15 protein-coding genes are annotated in these 17,821 nt (G+C 36.7%); 11 read left to right on the forward strand and 4 right to left on the reverse strand.

Annotated features, from left to right (window positions below; translation table 11 throughout):
* The first annotated feature begins 334 nt into the window (after nucleotides 1–334).
* Both ACHZAX_RS12535 and ACHZAX_RS12540 read left to right on the forward strand, forming a co-directional pair.
* Complete coding sequence (locus ACHZAX_RS12535) at nucleotides 335–1,300, forward strand: hypothetical protein (RefSeq protein WP_143470817.1); 966 nt, start codon at nucleotides 335–337, stop codon at nucleotides 1,298–1,300.
* Nucleotides 1,301–1,422: 122 nt separating this feature from the next.
* Nucleotides 1,423–1,683 carry a 4a-hydroxytetrahydrobiopterin dehydratase gene (locus ACHZAX_RS12540; RefSeq protein ID WP_320019352.1) on the forward strand — a complete coding sequence of 87 codons (261 nt, stop codon included), beginning with the start codon at nucleotides 1,423–1,425 and terminating at the stop codon, nucleotides 1,681–1,683.
* 5 nt (nucleotides 1,684–1,688) lie between these two features.
* On the opposite strand, the gene ACHZAX_RS12545 is transcribed toward ACHZAX_RS12540, so the two are convergent.
* On the reverse strand, nucleotides 1,689–2,528 hold the full coding sequence (locus tag ACHZAX_RS12545; protein WP_101308339.1) for a prephenate dehydratase: 840 nt from the start codon (nucleotides 2,526–2,528) through the stop codon (nucleotides 1,689–1,691).
* Nucleotides 2,529–3,159: 631 nt separating this feature from the next.
* On the opposite strand from ACHZAX_RS12545, the gene ACHZAX_RS12550 reads away from it, so the two are divergent.
* Both ACHZAX_RS12550 and ACHZAX_RS12555 read left to right on the forward strand, forming a co-directional pair.
* Entirely contained in the window at nucleotides 3,160–3,654 is a 495-nt protein-coding gene (locus ACHZAX_RS12550) for a TlpA disulfide reductase family protein (protein WP_320019353.1), read from the forward strand.
* Between the two features lie 11 nt (nucleotides 3,655–3,665).
* Entirely contained in the window at nucleotides 3,666–4,265 is a 600-nt protein-coding gene (locus ACHZAX_RS12555; protein WP_320019354.1) for a thioredoxin family protein, read from the forward strand.
* Nucleotides 4,266–4,357: 92 nt separating this feature from the next.
* On the opposite strand, the gene ACHZAX_RS12560 is transcribed toward ACHZAX_RS12555, so the two are convergent.
* Together ACHZAX_RS12560 and ACHZAX_RS12565 are read right to left on the reverse strand one after the other, a co-directional pair.
* The gene (locus ACHZAX_RS12560) at nucleotides 4,358–5,305 is read right to left on the reverse strand and encodes an NAD(P)-dependent alcohol dehydrogenase (RefSeq protein WP_320019355.1); all 948 of its coding nucleotides are present in this window, start codon (nucleotides 5,303–5,305) and stop codon (nucleotides 4,358–4,360) included.
* A 224-nt stretch (nucleotides 5,306–5,529) separates the two neighbouring features.
* A complete protein-coding gene (locus ACHZAX_RS12565; protein ID WP_320019356.1) occupies nucleotides 5,530–6,102 on the reverse strand; it encodes a nitroreductase family protein in 573 nt (190 codons plus the stop codon).
* A 189-nt stretch (nucleotides 6,103–6,291) separates the two neighbouring features.
* Here ACHZAX_RS12565 and ACHZAX_RS12570 point away from each other — a divergent pair, with 189 nt between their 5' ends.
* The 6 genes from ACHZAX_RS12570 to ACHZAX_RS12595 all read left to right on the forward strand — a co-directional run bounded on the left by ACHZAX_RS12570 (nucleotide 6,292) and on the right by ACHZAX_RS12595 (nucleotide 13,060).
* Nucleotides 6,292–7,557 (forward strand): metallophosphoesterase, encoded by a 1,266-nt coding sequence (locus ACHZAX_RS12570; protein WP_320019357.1) that lies wholly within the window; start codon nucleotides 6,292–6,294, stop codon nucleotides 7,555–7,557.
* Nucleotides 7,558–8,744: 1,187 nt separating this feature from the next.
* Entirely contained in the window at nucleotides 8,745–9,335 is a 591-nt protein-coding gene (locus tag ACHZAX_RS12575; RefSeq protein ID WP_320019358.1) for a hypothetical protein, read from the forward strand.
* A 295-nt stretch (nucleotides 9,336–9,630) separates the two neighbouring features.
* Nucleotides 9,631–10,200, forward strand: coding sequence for a hypothetical protein (locus ACHZAX_RS12580; protein WP_320019359.1), 570 nt, complete (start codon nucleotides 9,631–9,633; stop codon nucleotides 10,198–10,200).
* Nucleotides 10,201–10,367: 167 nt separating this feature from the next.
* A complete protein-coding gene (locus ACHZAX_RS12585; RefSeq protein WP_320019360.1) occupies nucleotides 10,368–10,985 on the forward strand; it encodes a nitroreductase family protein in 618 nt (205 codons plus the stop codon).
* Nucleotides 10,986–11,281: 296 nt separating this feature from the next.
* On the forward strand, nucleotides 11,282–12,385 hold the full coding sequence (locus ACHZAX_RS12590; protein WP_320019361.1) for a lipid II:glycine glycyltransferase FemX: 1,104 nt from the start codon (nucleotides 11,282–11,284) through the stop codon (nucleotides 12,383–12,385).
* Between the two features lie 126 nt (nucleotides 12,386–12,511).
* Nucleotides 12,512–13,060 carry a transposase gene (locus ACHZAX_RS12595; RefSeq protein ID WP_320019362.1) on the forward strand — a complete coding sequence of 183 codons (549 nt, stop codon included), beginning with the start codon at nucleotides 12,512–12,514 and terminating at the stop codon, nucleotides 13,058–13,060.
* Between the two features lie 177 nt (nucleotides 13,061–13,237).
* On the opposite strand, the gene ACHZAX_RS12600 is transcribed toward ACHZAX_RS12595, so the two are convergent.
* A complete protein-coding gene (locus tag ACHZAX_RS12600) occupies nucleotides 13,238–16,279 on the reverse strand; it encodes a DUF2268 domain-containing putative Zn-dependent protease (RefSeq protein WP_320019363.1) in 3,042 nt (1,013 codons plus the stop codon).
* A 206-nt stretch (nucleotides 16,280–16,485) separates the two neighbouring features.
* On the opposite strand from ACHZAX_RS12600, the gene ACHZAX_RS12605 reads away from it, so the two are divergent.
* Nucleotides 16,486–17,343 (forward strand): PPK2 family polyphosphate kinase, encoded by an 858-nt coding sequence (locus ACHZAX_RS12605; protein ID WP_101308350.1) that lies wholly within the window; start codon nucleotides 16,486–16,488, stop codon nucleotides 17,341–17,343.
* Nucleotides 17,344–17,821: the final 478 nt, after the last annotated feature.

Below are 17,821 nucleotides of genomic sequence, written 5' to 3' on the forward strand. Positions count from 1 at the left end.
AATCAAAGCAACGCAATAAGTTGATTAGCCATTTCTTTGAAAAAATTTGGAATGCCAATTCATTCAAATAATTCTGATTAATGATAAAAACAGGTTCACTATTTTGGTTCTATTTCACAAACATTTAAATTGTTCATATCCGAACACCAACTGTACGATACCCAACACTATTAAGACTCTGTAAAAATAGCTTAAGCCAACATTACACACTGACATACATACAATTAGGGTTGATGGCACAAATACTGATGTATAAAAAGTGCAAAACCACTGTGATTCGATACGGGTCATAATTCTATTAATAATCAGACAATTAACTAATTAACCAACTCGAATGAAAAAATATAGTTTTATATGGATTTTCCTGTTTCTAGGCATAGAATTAATGTCCTGTTCATTGAGTATGGCAGAATCATATGACATTAAAGATATTGAGACTATCCTAAGAGAAACCAAAGCGTTATGTCTTAAGGACAATGGCATGCTTTGGGGAAGAACTCTCGATGTTCCTATTCTTTTGGTTGATAAAGAAAATGGACGAATCTACTCAAATAACAATAGTAAAAAGTTAGGTTTAGACTCCTATAATGAAATTTACACCGGTATTCTCCCCAATTTTGTTGATGTGATAAAAGGACCAGCCAAAATCGGCAATCAAATTTGGGCCGTTATCCCACTGCCCTTGCCTGAAGATAAAATTGAAAGACAATGTATTATTCTTCATGAAGCTTTTCATTGTGTTCAACCTGAAATGGATTTGAAACCCGAACCTTATAACAACAAGCATATGGACGAAATGGAAGCTCGTTTTTGGTTGAAACTTGAATGGAAAGCTCTTGAGCTGGCTCTGCAAAGTGAAGGGGAAAATAAAAAACAGGCAATTACTGATGCACTCTGTTTTCGCCATTACCGCAGAGCTTTGTATGGTAAATGTGACGGCTGTGAAAATCGATTTGAGATTCATGAAGGCATGGCCGAATATACAGCTCAAAAATTATGCAGAAACGATAAAGATTTAAAGACATATTTGCAAAATAAGCTGCACTCAATGTGGAAATCTCCATCTTTTGTAAACTGTTTCGCTTATTTTTCCGGTCCCGTTTATGCATACCTTCTTGACAAAACGGAAACTAACTGGAGAACACACTTAGGTGCCAAAGATGATATTGCAGCTATAGTTCAATCGGCCTATGAAATATCCTTACCGTTCGATATTTATATGGAAGCAGAAGAAAGATCAGTGCTTTACAGCGGCGCCCAGATAATGGGCGAAGAATTGGATCGTGAGCTCGCATTATAAGAATACTTTATCAAACTTTCAATTAAGAAATCAGATACGGGGCAACTTAATTAAGTTGTCCCGTTTTTTCTATTTACTTTGGTTTAGACTTTATGTATCTTTAACTACTAAATGAAAATATCATGGATATATTATTGGATCAAGGTTGGAGCGAAATAGACAGTAAATTGGTTAAAAATTATGAATTGCCGAACTTCATTGAAGCAATCAATTTTATAAATTTAGTAGCTGCAGAAGCCGAAAATATGGATCATCATCCAGATATCAAACTGTACAATTATAAAAATGTACGCCTAATTTTAACCACCCACTCCAAAGGTAAAATCACAAAAAAAGACATTATTCTTGCCAAAAGCATCGACAAAGTTTTTAACTCGATGTAAGTCTTTTAAGTGATCACAATACCTTTGTTGTAAGTACCCAATACTTTCATTCCTTTCGTATAAGCTGATATTTTATCCAACGCATCCCTAAACTGCCGGGGTCCCTGAAATTCCAAATCGACATGAAAAAAGTACTGCCAGTTGATACCGGGAATTGGCAGAGATTGAATCTTCGAAAGATTAATGTTCTCCTTGGCAAAACAATCCAAAATATAAGACAAGCTCCCCGCTTTATGACTGGTACTAAAATATAATGATGCTTTATTGTATCCTCCGTTTGGAACAACATCTTTCTGTCTCTTTAAAAGAAAAAACCGGGTTTGATTGTCTTTTATGCTTTCAATTTCCTCAGCTATAATTTCCAAGCCATACAATTCTGCCGGATAATCACCGGCAATAGCTCCCACACCCATCAATTGATTGTCTCTTACATTCTTAGCACTTAAGGCCGTATCCTCCATTTCCACCAATTTAATATCTGGATAATCGTGAAAGAAAGCACGACACTGATGAATTGCCATTGGATGGGAATGAACTTCTTTTAAATCTTCAATTTTCTGCCCGGGCAAAGCCATTAAATTTTGCTTGATTCTCAGAAATATCTCCCCTTCGATTACAAGACCGGAATCCTGAAGGAGCCCGTAATTCTGCAGAATACTTCCGGCAATAGAATTTTCAATCGCCATAATTCCTCCATCGCATACTGATTCGTCTTGAATCAATTCAACAAGTGTGGCGAAATTACCGGCAGGAATAATTTCAACATCTTCTCCGTAATAAGCATTAGCTGCCAAATGGTGAAAACACCCCTCAACTCCTTGAATAACAATTTTTCTTTTCTCCATGGTTATAGTTAGATTTTGTATCACAAAAAAGAGTCCCAATTAATCAGGACTCTTTGTAAATAATATTATATTTTATTTCATTAGAATCCTGTTCCTCTCTCCGTTAAAAAAGAAAAAAATAAAAAACCAATTATTAAAAAATACTGTTTTCATTCGTAATTATTTTAAGTTTTTGCCATATAGCCTGTCCCGAACTTGTTTCGGGAGAACTTACCATGCTGGAATAATCTCTTCCTGTGTTTCAAAATCGCTTTGACATGGACAGTTTCATACAGTCAAAAAAAAAGAGCCCTTACAGAGGCTCATCATCAATTAAATAGTACGTGAATCCTCTTCTAACAACAGCTGCTAAAAAAGAAAAATCGCCCGATATGGATATTGTTATTCATACTTTCTGTACTAATTCCTTCCAAAGGTAAAAAAATATTTCATACAACCTTACAATTATCATTCTCATGCACAAAGTTGTGCTGTTAAACCACTCAATTTTACCATATGCTGGCTGGTAATTCTTCTCAACCCCTGCTATCCTCTTGCAAACCTAAATTTTAACAGATCAATAACAACTAAGCCTGTACTTTTTCAACGAATAGTAGTATATTTAATACTTCGATGTCTTTATATATAGAAAATGAAATTTAGATACCAGTTATTACTACTTAGCTCGCTTATTATTTCAATAAAATCAGTGAGCGCTCAGGAAATTAAATCCCATAATTTTAATGAATTGGAACCTATTCTCCATTATCAGAATGATACCACCTACGTGATTAACTTTTGGGCGATGTGGTGCAAACCATGCGTTGAAGAACTCCCCGAATTTGAAGATATCCGTAAAGACTATACAGATAAAAAGGTGAAAGTAATACTGGTCAGTCTCGATTTTGGAAAAAATACAGAAGATCGCTTACTCAGCTTTTTAAAGAAAAAGAATATAAATGCTGAAGTTGTTTTGCTTGATGATCCGGATGCAAACAGCTGGATTGGAAAAGTGGATAAAAACTGGGATGGTGCTCTTCCTGCAACTCTTATTTATAGAAAAGATGAAAGAATAGTTTTCACCCGCCAGATTTCGTACGACAAATTGGCGGACTCAATTGATAAATTAAATAATCAACCGAATTAAAATTTATAATTATGAAGAAAGTATTGATTCTTGGCCTTTTTATATTGGCCGCAATGGGAATACAAGCTCAAGGCTACCAGATAGGCGACCAGGCGAAAGATTTTAAACTGAAAAATGTTGATGGAAAACAGATTTCGCTCGCCGATTACAAGGATGCCAAAGGATTCATTGTGATTTTCACATGCAATCATTGTCCGTATGCTGTAGCTTATGAAGATCGAATTATCGAAATTGACAAAAAATACAAGGAAAAAGGATTCCCTGTAATTGCGATCAATCCAAACGATCCGGAATTGTATGAAAGCGATTCTTTTGACAATATGATTGTACGGGCTAAGGAAAAAAGATTTACATTCCCTTATTTGATGGATGAAACACAGGAAGTATTTAAGAGATTTGGAGCGACCAAAACTCCTCACGTTTTTATCTTAAGCAATAATAGCGAAGAATACACCGTGGAATATATTGGTGCGATCGATAACAATTACAAAGACGAAACTCAGGTTACAAGTACATATGTTGAAGATGCTTTAGATGCACTCTTACAAAATAAAAAGCCGGAAATTACTTCTACAAAAGCAATTGGTTGTGGAATTAAAACCAAAGGATAAGGAAATCATCAAGGAAAAGATCCGGGTATCAAATGATGCCCGGATCTTTACTAAAATTCAATTACATTCTAATCTGTGGATTTGAATCCTGTTTATTCGGCAATTTTTAAAGAGAGCTTTCCAACCACCCTACCCGTTTCACTGTACTGATGAGCTTTGGCAACATCCATTAAATCGTAAGATTTATCGATGTAAGTTTTTAAAAGACCTGCATCAACAAAATCAGCCAATAATTCGAGATCTGCCTTACTTTCCTGTACAAAGATCTTCTTCATTTTTTTGGAACTAAGCAGGTTATGAACAGACCCGAGCAAAAGAATGTTGAAAGAAGGGAGAGTTGTCACAAAAATTCCTCCCCGCTGCAAAATGTGTTTTACTTTTGAATATTCCTGATTTCCTACCACATCGAAAAAAATGTCGTACTCTTCCTGAAGCGAAACAATATCCTGTTTGATATAGTCAACAACCCGGTCAGCACCTAAATCTTTTGCAAACTGCACATTTCTGCTGCTGCAAACTCCTGTAACTTCACAGCCATAAGCTTTTGCAATTTGAACTGCAAAAGACCCAACACCTCCCGAGCAACCATTCACCATTACATTCATTCCTTTCCGAATTCCACCCATATCCCGAAGTGCCTGCAAGGCTGTTAATCCTGCCAAAGGCAAAGTGGCAGCCTCTTCAAAATTCATATTTTGCGGTTTTAATGCCAGATGGCTTGCTGTGGTAGCAACATATTCAGCATACGCACCATTCTTAGTAATATCAATTTTCCCAAACACCTCGTCGCCAACCCGAAAAAACTGTACTTTTTTGCCGATTTCGACCACCCGTCCGGCTATATCACCTCCTAAAATACAGGGTAATTTCTTTCTCATGAATAGTCTTAAGCTGCCTTTACGGATTTTCCAATCGACCGGATTTACTGATGAAGCATAAACCTCAACCAAAACCTCTGTGTCATTTATCTGCGGACGGGAAAGATTGGCAATCTCCAAAACATCCGGCGTCCCGTATTTTTTCATTACTACCGCTTTCATCTGTCTAAATTTGTTTAAAGATGTCACATGGAACTCCCAAATTACACTCATTCTCCTGTGTGTAATACTTTTTACATGGTTGTTTCACATCCTAAAAGTTTAATGATACAAAACTCTCATAATGAATTTCTTGTACATAAATCAAGTTACAACAAGTTTCCAATATTTTCAAAATAAAAAGGCTTACCCTTAAGGATAAGCCCAGTCTGTATTCCAAATATATTTTATTTCATATCATCCCAATCGCCGTCAAACAGAATTTTATCCAAAGAGCGCCGCTCCCTTTTACTCGATTCCATTTCCCTGATATTTTCGGGCAATTGCATTGGATCACCTATATAACCAACAGCAATCATTGTTACAATATCAAAATCGAAAGGAATTTCAAACATCTCCCGGGCCTTTTCAGCACTAAAACCAGCCATTTGATGCATATATAACCCCATACCCGTTGCTTGAACAGACATATTTCCAATGGCCAAACCCAAATCATGACGTGCATGATGATTCTCTTTTTGACTCTGAGCAAACTTTTTTGAAGCAAGTGTCAAAATAATCATAGGTGCAGTTTTTACCCACATCTGATTAAACTCTACCAAACAAGACATCAGTTGATCATACCGCTCCGGATAATCCTTTGTTGCATAAATAAACCGCCAAGGCTGTTCGTTAAAACAAGACGCGGCAAATGATGCTGCCTCGAATAATTTTTCAATCTTGGTTGGTTCAATTTCCTGATCCGAAAAGGCTCTTGGGCTCCATCGTTTGTCAATCAATTCATGAATTTTCACACTCATTGCTCTATAGGTTTGTAGTGAATAAATGTCCTGACATCAGTAAAACCGGGATACTGAAGTAGGTTTTAGTGATAGGGTTATAATGCTTTGAAGATAAGCATATTTTAACAAAAATTAAGGACTTGCTTGTATTTTATTGTCTATATTTGAGGCTATTTAATAATCAATGAACCACTTATAAAAACTTGGATGAAAGCAAGTGTATATTTATTGATTCCTCTGTTACTATTTATGCTGTTGGTAGATATTTATACCTACCGTGGCGTGAAACCTCTGATTGCCAGAATAAAATATTCGCTGGCAAGACAATCATTAACCATGCTGTTTTGGGGTATTTCCGTTTTAATTTTTGCTGGTTTTGTCCTGTTTATATTAGGGATCAAGCATGTGCGGCAATCTGAAGCCTACATCTATGTTGGATATCTGGTAGCTGGTTTTTCGTTGTTTTACATTCCAAAGTTTGTATTTATACTTTTCGTTCTGTTAAAAGATATACTAGGGGCGATTGCAGGAATCATTAATTGGTTCGGGGAAAGAAAGAAAAAAAGTGTACCACAATTTAATTCGAAGAGAAAAATGGAGAGATCCGAGTTTTTATATCAAATGGGATTGGTTTTAGCAGCCATCCCGTTTGCATCCATATTGTATGGAGTAACCAAAGGGAAATTTAACTACAGGGTAATGCGCGAAAAGATCGGTTTCGATCACCTTCCCAAATCATTTAAAGGACTGAAAATCGTTCAAATATCAGACATGCACCTGGGCAGTTTCAATAAGAATTTTGAGAAAATTGCCAAGGCTGTTGAACTGATCAACGAACAGGAACCGGATCTGATCCTATTCACAGGCGATTTGGTAAATAACTTTGCGGAAGAAACAGAAGGATGGGCTCCTATACTATCCAAAATGAATGCTAAAATTGGAAAATATTCCATCATGGGAAATCACGACTACGGTGATTATTCGTACTGGAAATCTTCTGCCGACAAAGCCGAAAATTTACAGGCAATTAAGGATTTCCATAAAGAAATGGGATTTAAACTGCTTTTAAACGAATCGGAAACCATATCAGTAAACGGGGAAGAAATTGCACTGCTTGGTGTCGAAAATTGGGGCAAACCTCCTTTTCCGCAACACGGCGATTTACAAAAAGCAATCAAGGGATCAGCCAATATCCCCTTTAAAATTCTGATGAGTCACGATCCTTCGCATTGGGATGCGCAGGTTTTGGATACGGATATCGCCCTTACCTTCTCGGGTCATACACATGGCATGCAGTTTGGGATCGAACGGGCAGGCATAAAATGGAGTCCGGTGCAGTACAAATATCCACGCTGGGGCGGATTGTATCAGCAAGGAGATCAATACCTTTATGTGAACCGCGGCTTTGGTTACATCGGATTCCCCGGCCGGATTGGTATGCCACCCGAAATTACTTTGGTGGAACTGGCCTAATTAAAAGCTGGCTGATGCGAACACATCTAATTTTAATGAGATTCTAAAATTATACATGAGGATGCGCACTGTGCGTATCCTTTTTTTATTCCACACCTCAACCTTGGCTGAAAAATACCACACAGGCATTCTGTTTTTGGGCAACTGTTAACTGCGTTTTTAAAATCTCTGTGAACCTCAGCGTTCTCAGCAGTGAAAATCGTTTTACCACAAAGTACACGAAAGGATTGCACAAAGTAACACGAAGGAGATAGGCTTACCCAATAATGGTTGATGCACTATCACTCAATACTGTTTTCTCCTCTCCTGAAGGAGAGGGATAGGTTGAGGTATTTTTATTTTACACCTCATCCCCGACCCAACTCCTTACATAGAAATAAGAATCGTTAACAAACAAAATCTTCCCATCTTAAAGGGAACACTACGCTCCTGTACTATCTGGTTTTAGAATCAACACTGAAAGAACCCGAAAGAGTCTTTTTTTATTTTGGTATTCATTGATCTCCCCGAGTAATCCCACTCAACATCGAAACATTGTGCAGTTCCTTACCTCTGGTCAGGATCACAAATCAACTTTTCCTTTTCCATATCCACGACCACAACGGTCGTGGTGCTACGACCACAACGGTCGTGGTACTACGACCATAACAGTCGTGAAAAAACAAGAGCCGATTCAAAACTATAATTGGCAAAACAGATCCATTTTTATGCTAATAAAAACACTTCAACCCGCGGCATACGTTCTGTTTACAGGGTTTTGAGGAAAAATGTAAAGAATGTTAAATTTATCAGATGCACCAAAATACAAACAAGCGCCAATCGCAAATAAACAGGCATTTATTCCTGACTAACAACACTAAATCCCAACTAAATCAATTCTCTTTAGTAAAACCAAGCAGACAACACAAAGCACAAACCACTGACTGCGAGTCCTTTCTTTACTATTTACATTGATAATTAATAAGCGAATCTACTTCCCTGTTTTTATTTTATACTTATTTTTAGGGGGCAAATGTAAAAAGCAAGTGAAATTTAGATTCATCTGATTAAAAAACCTCTTCCATAATTAAAAAGTCCATTGGATGTAATTTTAACGGATAAGAATAACATCAAATTATAAAAACAGCTGGTAGGTGATATAAAGTGCACTTTTACTTTCACTTTAGGGCACATAAAGGCAGAGATTCATGACAATAGATTTGACAATAAATGAGCGTAATATTGATTCTGATTTTCAAAGAATCGCCTTTGACTTAATGAATCATTGGATTCTCAAAGTGCAATCAAAAGCATATCGGATTACAGAGATTGAATTTTATTTTAAAAGTGATTCTCATAATGACAAATATATTCATGGGCGTAAGTTGCAAATGGAGAAAGAAAGATGGTATTTTCATGGTTCAGGGGTTGATATAACGTTTGGCACGAATGAATCCTACGGCGGCATTCTGATTAGAGCAATATATGACTATACAAATGACAGTTATATTTATGGGCCACTCAATTGTGTGACAGAGTTGTTTAGTAATATTGATTTCGTTTATGAGACAAATATATCGTTTGGATTAGTCAATGCAGAACCACCGGATTTTGAAATTGAAAAACCGATTTCTGCTCCACGAGTAGGCTTAAATCCACAAAAAGACAAGGAAAATTTTGACGCTTTTTACCGTTACTTAATAATGCCTAAAAAAAGACATGCTGAGAAATCAAAAATTGCACAAGGAATGAAACAGCAGAAATATTTGGATGAACAAATTAAGGAAATATGGGGATAACAGTTCTATTAACTACAAAATAGACTGTTATTAGAAAAATTAGTTTAGTGCTTTTTTTTGATGTTTATTAATTTATGTTTAAAAAAACAGAGCAGTACTTGTGGACAAATTCCTCATAAAAACCACCCGTCTGCAAAGCTGGGCTTACTGGGTAAACATAGCCTATTTCGTTACCATCTTGTACGGCAAACAGCAAACTACCAAACAGTCGGCTGCTGCTCTTACAATTTACCGTTAGGAGTCAAATTGAGAATTCCTGAAGTTATTATAGCTTACATTACAAAAAAGAAAAAACATGTCAACAAGTAGAAAAGACTTCATCAAAAAACTTTGTGTATCCGGAACTTGTCTATGCGGATTTAGTTCTATTATGCTAACAGCTAAGGGCAACGACAATACAAACACCGAAACAATAAGTCAAAATGAAGGCAATCAATTAATTCAAGAATGGATATCGAATGTACTATCTAACTTAGATATTGAAATAGATAAAGAGTTAATAAGAGGAGTTCTAAAAAAATCATCTATTGTACATTATAACAACCTGAAAATGGATGAAATGCTATCCAATTATGTCGGTGATTTAGACAAATTCATTAATTTTATTGAGGATAAATGGAATTGGAAGATTGACTACAATAAAACTACTAAAACATTAATTGCAGACGAAAATAAGAACCATTGTGTTTGCCCAATTTCGAATTATGAAAAAGAAACTAATTCATCTGCAATGTGTTTTTGTTCTGAGGGATTTGCTGAAAAAATGTTTTCAACTGTCGCCGGGATTCCTGCATCAGCAGAAGTTATCTCATCAATTAGAAGAGGAGATGATAGCTGCAAATACAAAATAAAATTTCAGGATTGATAAAGATTGAATGAACTACAAACTTAAGATGTATAAAACAACAGCAGAGAAAGTAGTCAATTCAAAAAATGCAGCCCGCTTCAACTTTCTTGTAATTTGACAGGAAACTACCACGCAGTCGGCTGCTATTCTTATACTAAACGTTGGACATAATTGTATAAAAGACTATGGAATTAAAAGATGTTATCGAAAAAAGAAAAACCATTCGGGATTTTCAAAGTAATAAAATATCTAAGGACATTATTGATTACGCGATAGAAAACGGATTTAAAGCACCGACATATAACCATCTTAGGGATTGGGATTTTATTATTTTAAATCATCTTGAATCCAAATTAAAACTGATTGAATCGGAGAATCTTGATAAACCAATTGATAGCAAAGAACTTGAGCATCAATTCAAGAATGAGGAAAAGATAATGAAGGAAATGTATCTTGATGCAATCCCTAAACAGAAAAAAATGATTCTTGAAGCGCCAACAGTTATTATTGTTGCATTTAAACCTAAAACAAGAGTTGCAGAAGCTAAAAAAATATACGACTTAAATTGTTTAGCATCAATATGGACTTGTATTGAAAATTTCTTGTTAAGCCTTGCAGAGTATAATGTTTATGGAGTAACATTCATTCCTCAAAATATAGAAACCATTAAGAAAAAATTGGAAATTCCTGATGAACTTGAAATTGCATCAATAATTCCGATTGGCTATATGGCTGATAATGCAAGAATCTTAAAGCAGAAAACTATCAATATTTCTGAGAGAAAACATTACGAAAAATGGTAAAACAACTATAATCAACACTCGTACCTCTTGACAACCAAATAATATTCCCATAAAATAAAAGCTTTAAAAGTTAGCTAATTAGCGAGCTTTTAAGGCTTCTTTTTTAGATTAATAATCTTGAAACTTCAAATTATCGAAGGATTAAAATGGATTTAAATACACCTTTAGTTGTGATATGGTTTCGAAAGCTTTCGAGATTACCATACTGAAATAATCATCCCCCTGTGTGTCACAAATACCTTTCATGCACGTTTCATATTAAGTATTTTATTATTTAATTTTGTAACAAAAAAAGGATGATTTGTAATTTAGAGAAGAAAAATATTGAAGAATTTAAGACCACAAATATATTACCTCAAACTCCTTTCTGGGCACGCGTAAAAAGAAATCAAGGATTTATTCCAAAGGGGTTTGAGTTGACAATCTCAAAGGATTTATTATTTAGCACAGCTAACTCTTTGGAGAAAAAAAGTGAAGATTTATTGGTTTTAATCAAGTACGTAGACAATGTTAATTGTTTTGCATATATCCCATACGGGCCGAAATTAGAACCTGCATTTGAAAATCAAGGATTATTTTTAGAACAATTATCTGAATCGATAAAAGCGTTTCTTCCACCAAACTGCATTTTTATTCGTTACGATTTAATTTGGGAGAATCAGTGGGCACTTGAAGAGGAGTATTTTGACAAAAATGGAAATTGGATAGGACCACCGCCAAGTGCAACTCAAGAATACCGACTAAATTTTAATACGGCTAATTGGAATTTACACAAAAGCATAGAGGACAATTTGCCAAAAAATACCTTTTTTCTTGATTTGACTTTAAAAGAGCAGGATTTGCTCAATAATATGAGATACAATACACGGTATAACGTAAAAAAAGCGAATAAGAAAGGTATTAGGGTACTTGAATATGGTATTGACCATATTGGACAATGGTATAAATTGTATCAAGAAACAGCTATACGACATAACATGCCATTGCAAAATCAAGAATACTTTGTGGCCATATTAAAAAATCAGGACAACGGTAAAAAAGGAGTAAGCGTTAAAATGCTAATGGCTGATTTTGGCGGTAGTTTTCTTTCATCAATGTTTTTGGTTTTGTCAAAAAAACGGGGAACATATTTATATGGAGCATCCACATCCTGTAAAAATAATTTAATGGCAAGCTATTCTTTGCAATGGGAATCGATACGAATTGCAAAAGAATGGGGATGTTCTGAATATGATATGTTTGGTTCTGCTCCTAACTTAAATCAGGCTCATCCTTTACATGGAGTTCATATTTACAAAAAAGGATTTGGTGGAAATATTTACCATAGAATGGGATGTTGGGATTATCCGTACAATAAAAAGTTGTATAATTTATATCGGGTACAAGAGATCAAAAAATAAAGCCCGAAAGCCTAACTGAAGTAAACCCCAAAAATAGAACAGCTTATTAAGTCGATAAATTGGTTGGGGAGCAGCTCTCACACCACGTAAGCCCCAAGAGAATATAGAAAAGAAAAAACCTTACTTATGGACAAATATCAAAACAAATACCGCATAAAAACCACCCGCTTGCAAAACTGGGATTACGGAGCAAATGCGCCCTATTTTGTTACCATCTGTACGGCAAACAGGAAACATTTTTTCGGGCAAGTGGTAAATGGGGAAATGCAATTATCGGAAATCGGGAGAATGGCAGCAACCTTTTGGCTGGCCATACCCGAACACTTTCCCTTTGTGCAACTGGATGCCTTTGTGATAATGCCCAACCATGTGCATGGCATAATTGTGATCAACAAAGCTGATGATAGACAGTGTAAAGACACAGGATATGGTAAAGACACAAAATCTTGTGTCTCCACAAAAAACCAATTCGGGCCACAATCTAAAAATCTGGCATCAATTGTCCGCGGGTTTAAAATAGGGGTGAAAAAATATGCAACACTGCACCAGATCAACTTCACCTGGCAATCTCTTTATCACGATCACATCATCCGGAATGATATCGCCTACCAACGGATTCATGATTATATTCTGAACAATCCCGCAAAATGGGAAGAAGATAAATTCCATAAATAATCATCCCGTACAGACGCAAAATCTTGCGTCTCAACGAGGAAATCTTTCATCTCAAAGGAAATACCGCACAGACGCAAAATATTTCTTCTCAACCGCAAAATCCTCAATCTCAAAGGAAAGCCCGTACAGACGCAAAATCTTGCGTCTCAACCGAGAATCTTTCATCCAAAACGGAAACTAAAACGCACTCAACGAAAAGGATATTAACAAATTCGCAAACATGCTGCCTGTTTGATCCTCATATCCGACACGAATACCCAAATCAACAGGAGCCGAAAAGCGAAGTACATGCAAATCGGTGCTTAGCTCAGCACCAAAAGATGTGAATGCATCATCATAGGCAAATAGATTCTGATTTACATCTGATACTTTTCCTTTCTGATATCCGTAATCTATAAAAGCATTCATTTTCACTCGTTTAAAATAGGCCAATGGTCCCAAATTCCAATCGGGATAAAACAGAGGCAATGCATAATCAATGCCTGTCGAGAAAATATCTTCCCCATAAATATCAGTCATTCCCCGCGGACTTTTAATCATATTTGAAAAACGGGAATTATAGCTGGAACGGTTTTGGTATCCGCCATACATTTTAATGCCATGATGCTTCACAAATCCTGGGAAATACAGATACGTTTCGGCCGACCAGGTTTCACCCAGTTTTGAATCGCCAAATGGTGTGTGACGATAGTTCAATTCCAACACCTGTGCCCATTGATACTGCACATCGCGCGGAGCCTTTTTTGCAATGTTATAGGCAAAAATCTGATACTCCATAATCTCCTGAGTAATATTTTTGTCGCCAAAATCATACTCCCCCAATCCTAATGGATTTGTTTGTGTAGCAGCCAATGGAGTATATTTTATATTGGCCAGCTTTGCCAAACTGTAGGTTATCTTAGGGATAATGCGTGTTGAATATTTTCCTCCTGAAAGATCGAACGGCAACTTGATACTATTCTCCCATTCCCACTGTTTTAAAGCGCGGTGAACCAATATGGTATCAACCTGAACCGGCGAAATTCGATCGGCAAGGGTCGCAAACTGCGCTTCCTTATTTCCCACAGTCAGTTTTGAGTCGATAATCGGAAACCATCCCTGATAAGATAGGTTCACATAAAACTGTCCGTTTTTATAGCCCTGTTCTTTCTTATATCCTACGGTGGTCAATAAAGTACTCAGCTTATTTTGCGAGGCGACCGACACACCTATATCGGATTTTTGATCCAACCCATCGATAAACAGAGGTGCCCAGGAATGAAAATTGAACAAATGTCCCAATTTTGAGTAATTCTTCACCTCGAAACGAGCCAGATTTGTTGTATCAGGAGCCAATTTTTCACCCAATTGCTCAGATAGACTTTCCGCCAATTGGAATGACGAATAGTCACCCTCCCACTCTTTCCAATTACTAACCCGGTAATCTGTCTTTACAGGCAAATAGCCATCGGATGTGTAATCGGAATAATAAAGTTGATTACCATTCGCATGAAGATCGCGTGCACCAAACCTCGATGATGTGACCTGATACACTTTCCCACTCGATTTATCAAAAGCAAACACATTATCGATTCCCGTGAAACCGGCTGTAAAAAAAATATGATCATGGCTTACCTCCAGCTGAGAGATTTCCTGTTTCCCGGAAGAAAACAAGCAGGTTCTGTTTCCAGTATTTACATCGAGAGATACCAATTGCTTTCCTTTTTTATTCAATAAAATGTATACTATCGATTGGTTTCCATCCCACTTTGGTGATAAAATAAACTCACCTTTTCCAGCATCAATTCGTTGCTCTGTCAGCTTACTTTCAGCATTAATGATTACCAGATGATTATCGCCCAGTTCATCTGTTTCCACCACTGCAATTTGCTTCCCATCCTCTGAAAATGCCGGTGCAAACAAAGAGTTTTTGTTTTTAATTTTGCTTCTTCTTTTCGATTTGGTATCATACATCACCAACACACTTTTATCGGCCTTTTCCCAACGCAGATGATCCTTTCGTTCCGACCAAATCAGTTTCCCGTTTTTGTAATCGAAACCAGTATTAAAATCGTATCCGGGAACGAACAGTTTCTCTTGTTTTCCTTCTTTACTGATTTTCTCAAAATAAGCAGCATCTGCCAAGCCTTCTTTCAATACAATTACTTCGCCCGATTCGTTAACATGGGGAAAGCGTTTGTTGGTATAGATTCCCTCACGATTTGCCAATGGTTCAAAATCTGTCAAATTCAATTGAGCATCCTGAACTTCCCATTCCCATTGCAATTCCTTCATGGTATCGTAATACAACATCAGCTTGCCGTCGGCCCGGGTATTTTTCTCTTTTACCTGTGCCCAATCAATATCCTCTACCTTTATTCCTTTGGCAAAAATCTCTTTTTGTTTTTCGGATAACGAATCGAATACAGCATCTCGTTTCCCATTCATTCCCTGCTTAATTCCATCAGCAAAACTGGTAATCCCTAAAGGTCTTCGCCCAACGCGATTCAATGTATTTTCCCACAATTCATCTCCGTAATGTATTCTTGCTTTGCCAACCAAATAGTAACCCAATTTGTAGCGATCGGCTGCATAATCCTGATACGATCCATTGATTGCCTTATCGTAAGAATAGTTTCCTTTTTCAATCAATTGAGCCCGCAGTTCCTGCTCAAAAAACGGCAGGCGTCCCCGCCCCGATTCGCTTAAAGCTGTTTCAGTACAAACCGCATCGCCTTCCAAAAACCAGGGAGGTAAATACAGCCCAACCACAACTACGGCAGCCTGCTGACCAAATACATAGTTAAAAAAGCGCGTAAATCCTTGTTCTAATTTATCCATCTGAATAACATGCCGGTATTCATGAGTGGTTACATGATTAATCCAAACCTGAGCATCATTATCGGGTGCCGAAGTATTGTAAATCTCCATTCGCTTCGGAGCCCAAGCCACCATACCATTACTTGCAGCGCTTTGGGTATGCACAACTACTGAAAATTTCTTAGGTTTATGATTGAGATCTTTTCCACCTTTTTGAAGTAAATCCTGAAAAACAGCAGCCATGTATTTGGCCTTTTGCTCGTACCCTTCAGGAAATATAATTTGAAAATCCTTCGTATTAATTTGTTTCCAGCTTATGGAAGCAGGGTCTTGTCCCGTACTAAAATATTGTCCTTTAGCAAGGCTGTAAGTTGTTATCAAAAAGGAGAAAACAAAACATATTCTAACAAATTTCATCATATCAAAAGAGTAATAATATTGATTGTACTTTTAAAATAATATCGGGAAAATTTATAATATTGATCCATAGGAACAAAGCCATGCTCAAAGAATAACAATTAATCTGAATACCATCAAAACAGTGCAAGTAAGCTAGCAATTCCAAATAAATATTAATTTCATAAGCCACTAAAAATACTTATTTTTAATTGAATATAAACTTCCCTATGAATATCGATCAATATAAAATCTCGAAAAAAATAAGCTTAGCAAAAACAGACACGTTCAAAGAAATTGAAAATGCTAAAGAAAAGCTAAAACACATCCGCAGAAAAATCAGTGAATTGCAGGACACCATGTATGCGCATGGAAAATACAATATGCTTATTTGCCTGCAGGGAATGGACACATCCGGAAAGGATAGTTTGGTGAGAGAAGTGTTTAAAGATGTAAACGCCAGAGGTGTTGTGGTACATAGTTTTAAAGCTCCTACTTCTGCAGAATTGAAACATGATTTTTTGTGGCGGCATTACATTGCGCTGCCGCAAAGGGGCAAAATTTGTGTTTTTAACCGCACCCATTACGAAAATGTTTTGGTTACGCGGGTACACCCAGAATATATTTTGGGTGAAAACATTCCTTCGGTGACCAGCCTTAACGATTTGGACGATGCATTTTATCACAAGCGCATGGAACGGATCGTGAATTTTGAAGAGCACATTGCAGAGAGTGGTACCATTATTTTAAAATTCTTTTTGCACCTTTCAAAAGACGAACAGAAAAAGAGATTGTTTCGAAGACTTCGCCGAAAAGAAAAAAACTGGAAGTTTTCCAAAGATGATTTAAAAGAACGAAAGTCGTGGAATGCTTATCAGGAATGTTACGAAGATGCTATTAATCGTACATCGAAAGATTGTGCTCCCTGGTACGTTGTTCCTGCTGACGATAAAGCAACTGCCAGATTGATTGTAGCTGAAACAATACTTCAAAGTCTGCAATCATACAAAGATATGGTGGAACCAAGCCTCGACGAAGAAACTCTGTCTCATTTAGATGAATTTAAAAAACAGCTTGAAATTGATTAGGGAGCAAAGGGCAAGGAAGAAGGGACAAGGTTAAAGGAGAAAGGTTAAAGGAGAAAGGACAAAGGTATTGTCATCCCGAGGAACCGAGGGATCTCATTCCTTAGGTTTCGGAAGAAAAGGAACAAGGGACAAGGGAAAAGGGAAAAGGACAAAGGTCTTGTCATCCCGAGGAACCGAGGGATCTCATTCATTAGGTTTCGGAAGAAAAGGAAAAAGGGGCAAGGGAAAAGGGAAAAGGAGAAAGGACAAAGGTCTTGTCATCCCGAGGAACCGAGGGATCTCATTCATTAGGTTTCGGAAGAAAAGGAACAAGGGACAAGGGAATAGTTATCGGTGACTGGTTATGTTAGTAAATGCGTTAACTCCAATATATCTTCAACCCGTTAGAATGAATAAAATCTCCTGAAATTTGAGTCTTATTTGATTTGCATAATTCGATTTCTATGCAGACCTTTGCCTTTCTAAATATGCAAAACAA

Origin of the sequence: Labilibaculum manganireducens, assembly GCF_963665805.2 — a bacterium.
In the GTDB taxonomy this organism is placed as follows: domain Bacteria; phylum Bacteroidota; class Bacteroidia; order Bacteroidales; family Marinifilaceae; genus Labilibaculum; species Labilibaculum manganireducens.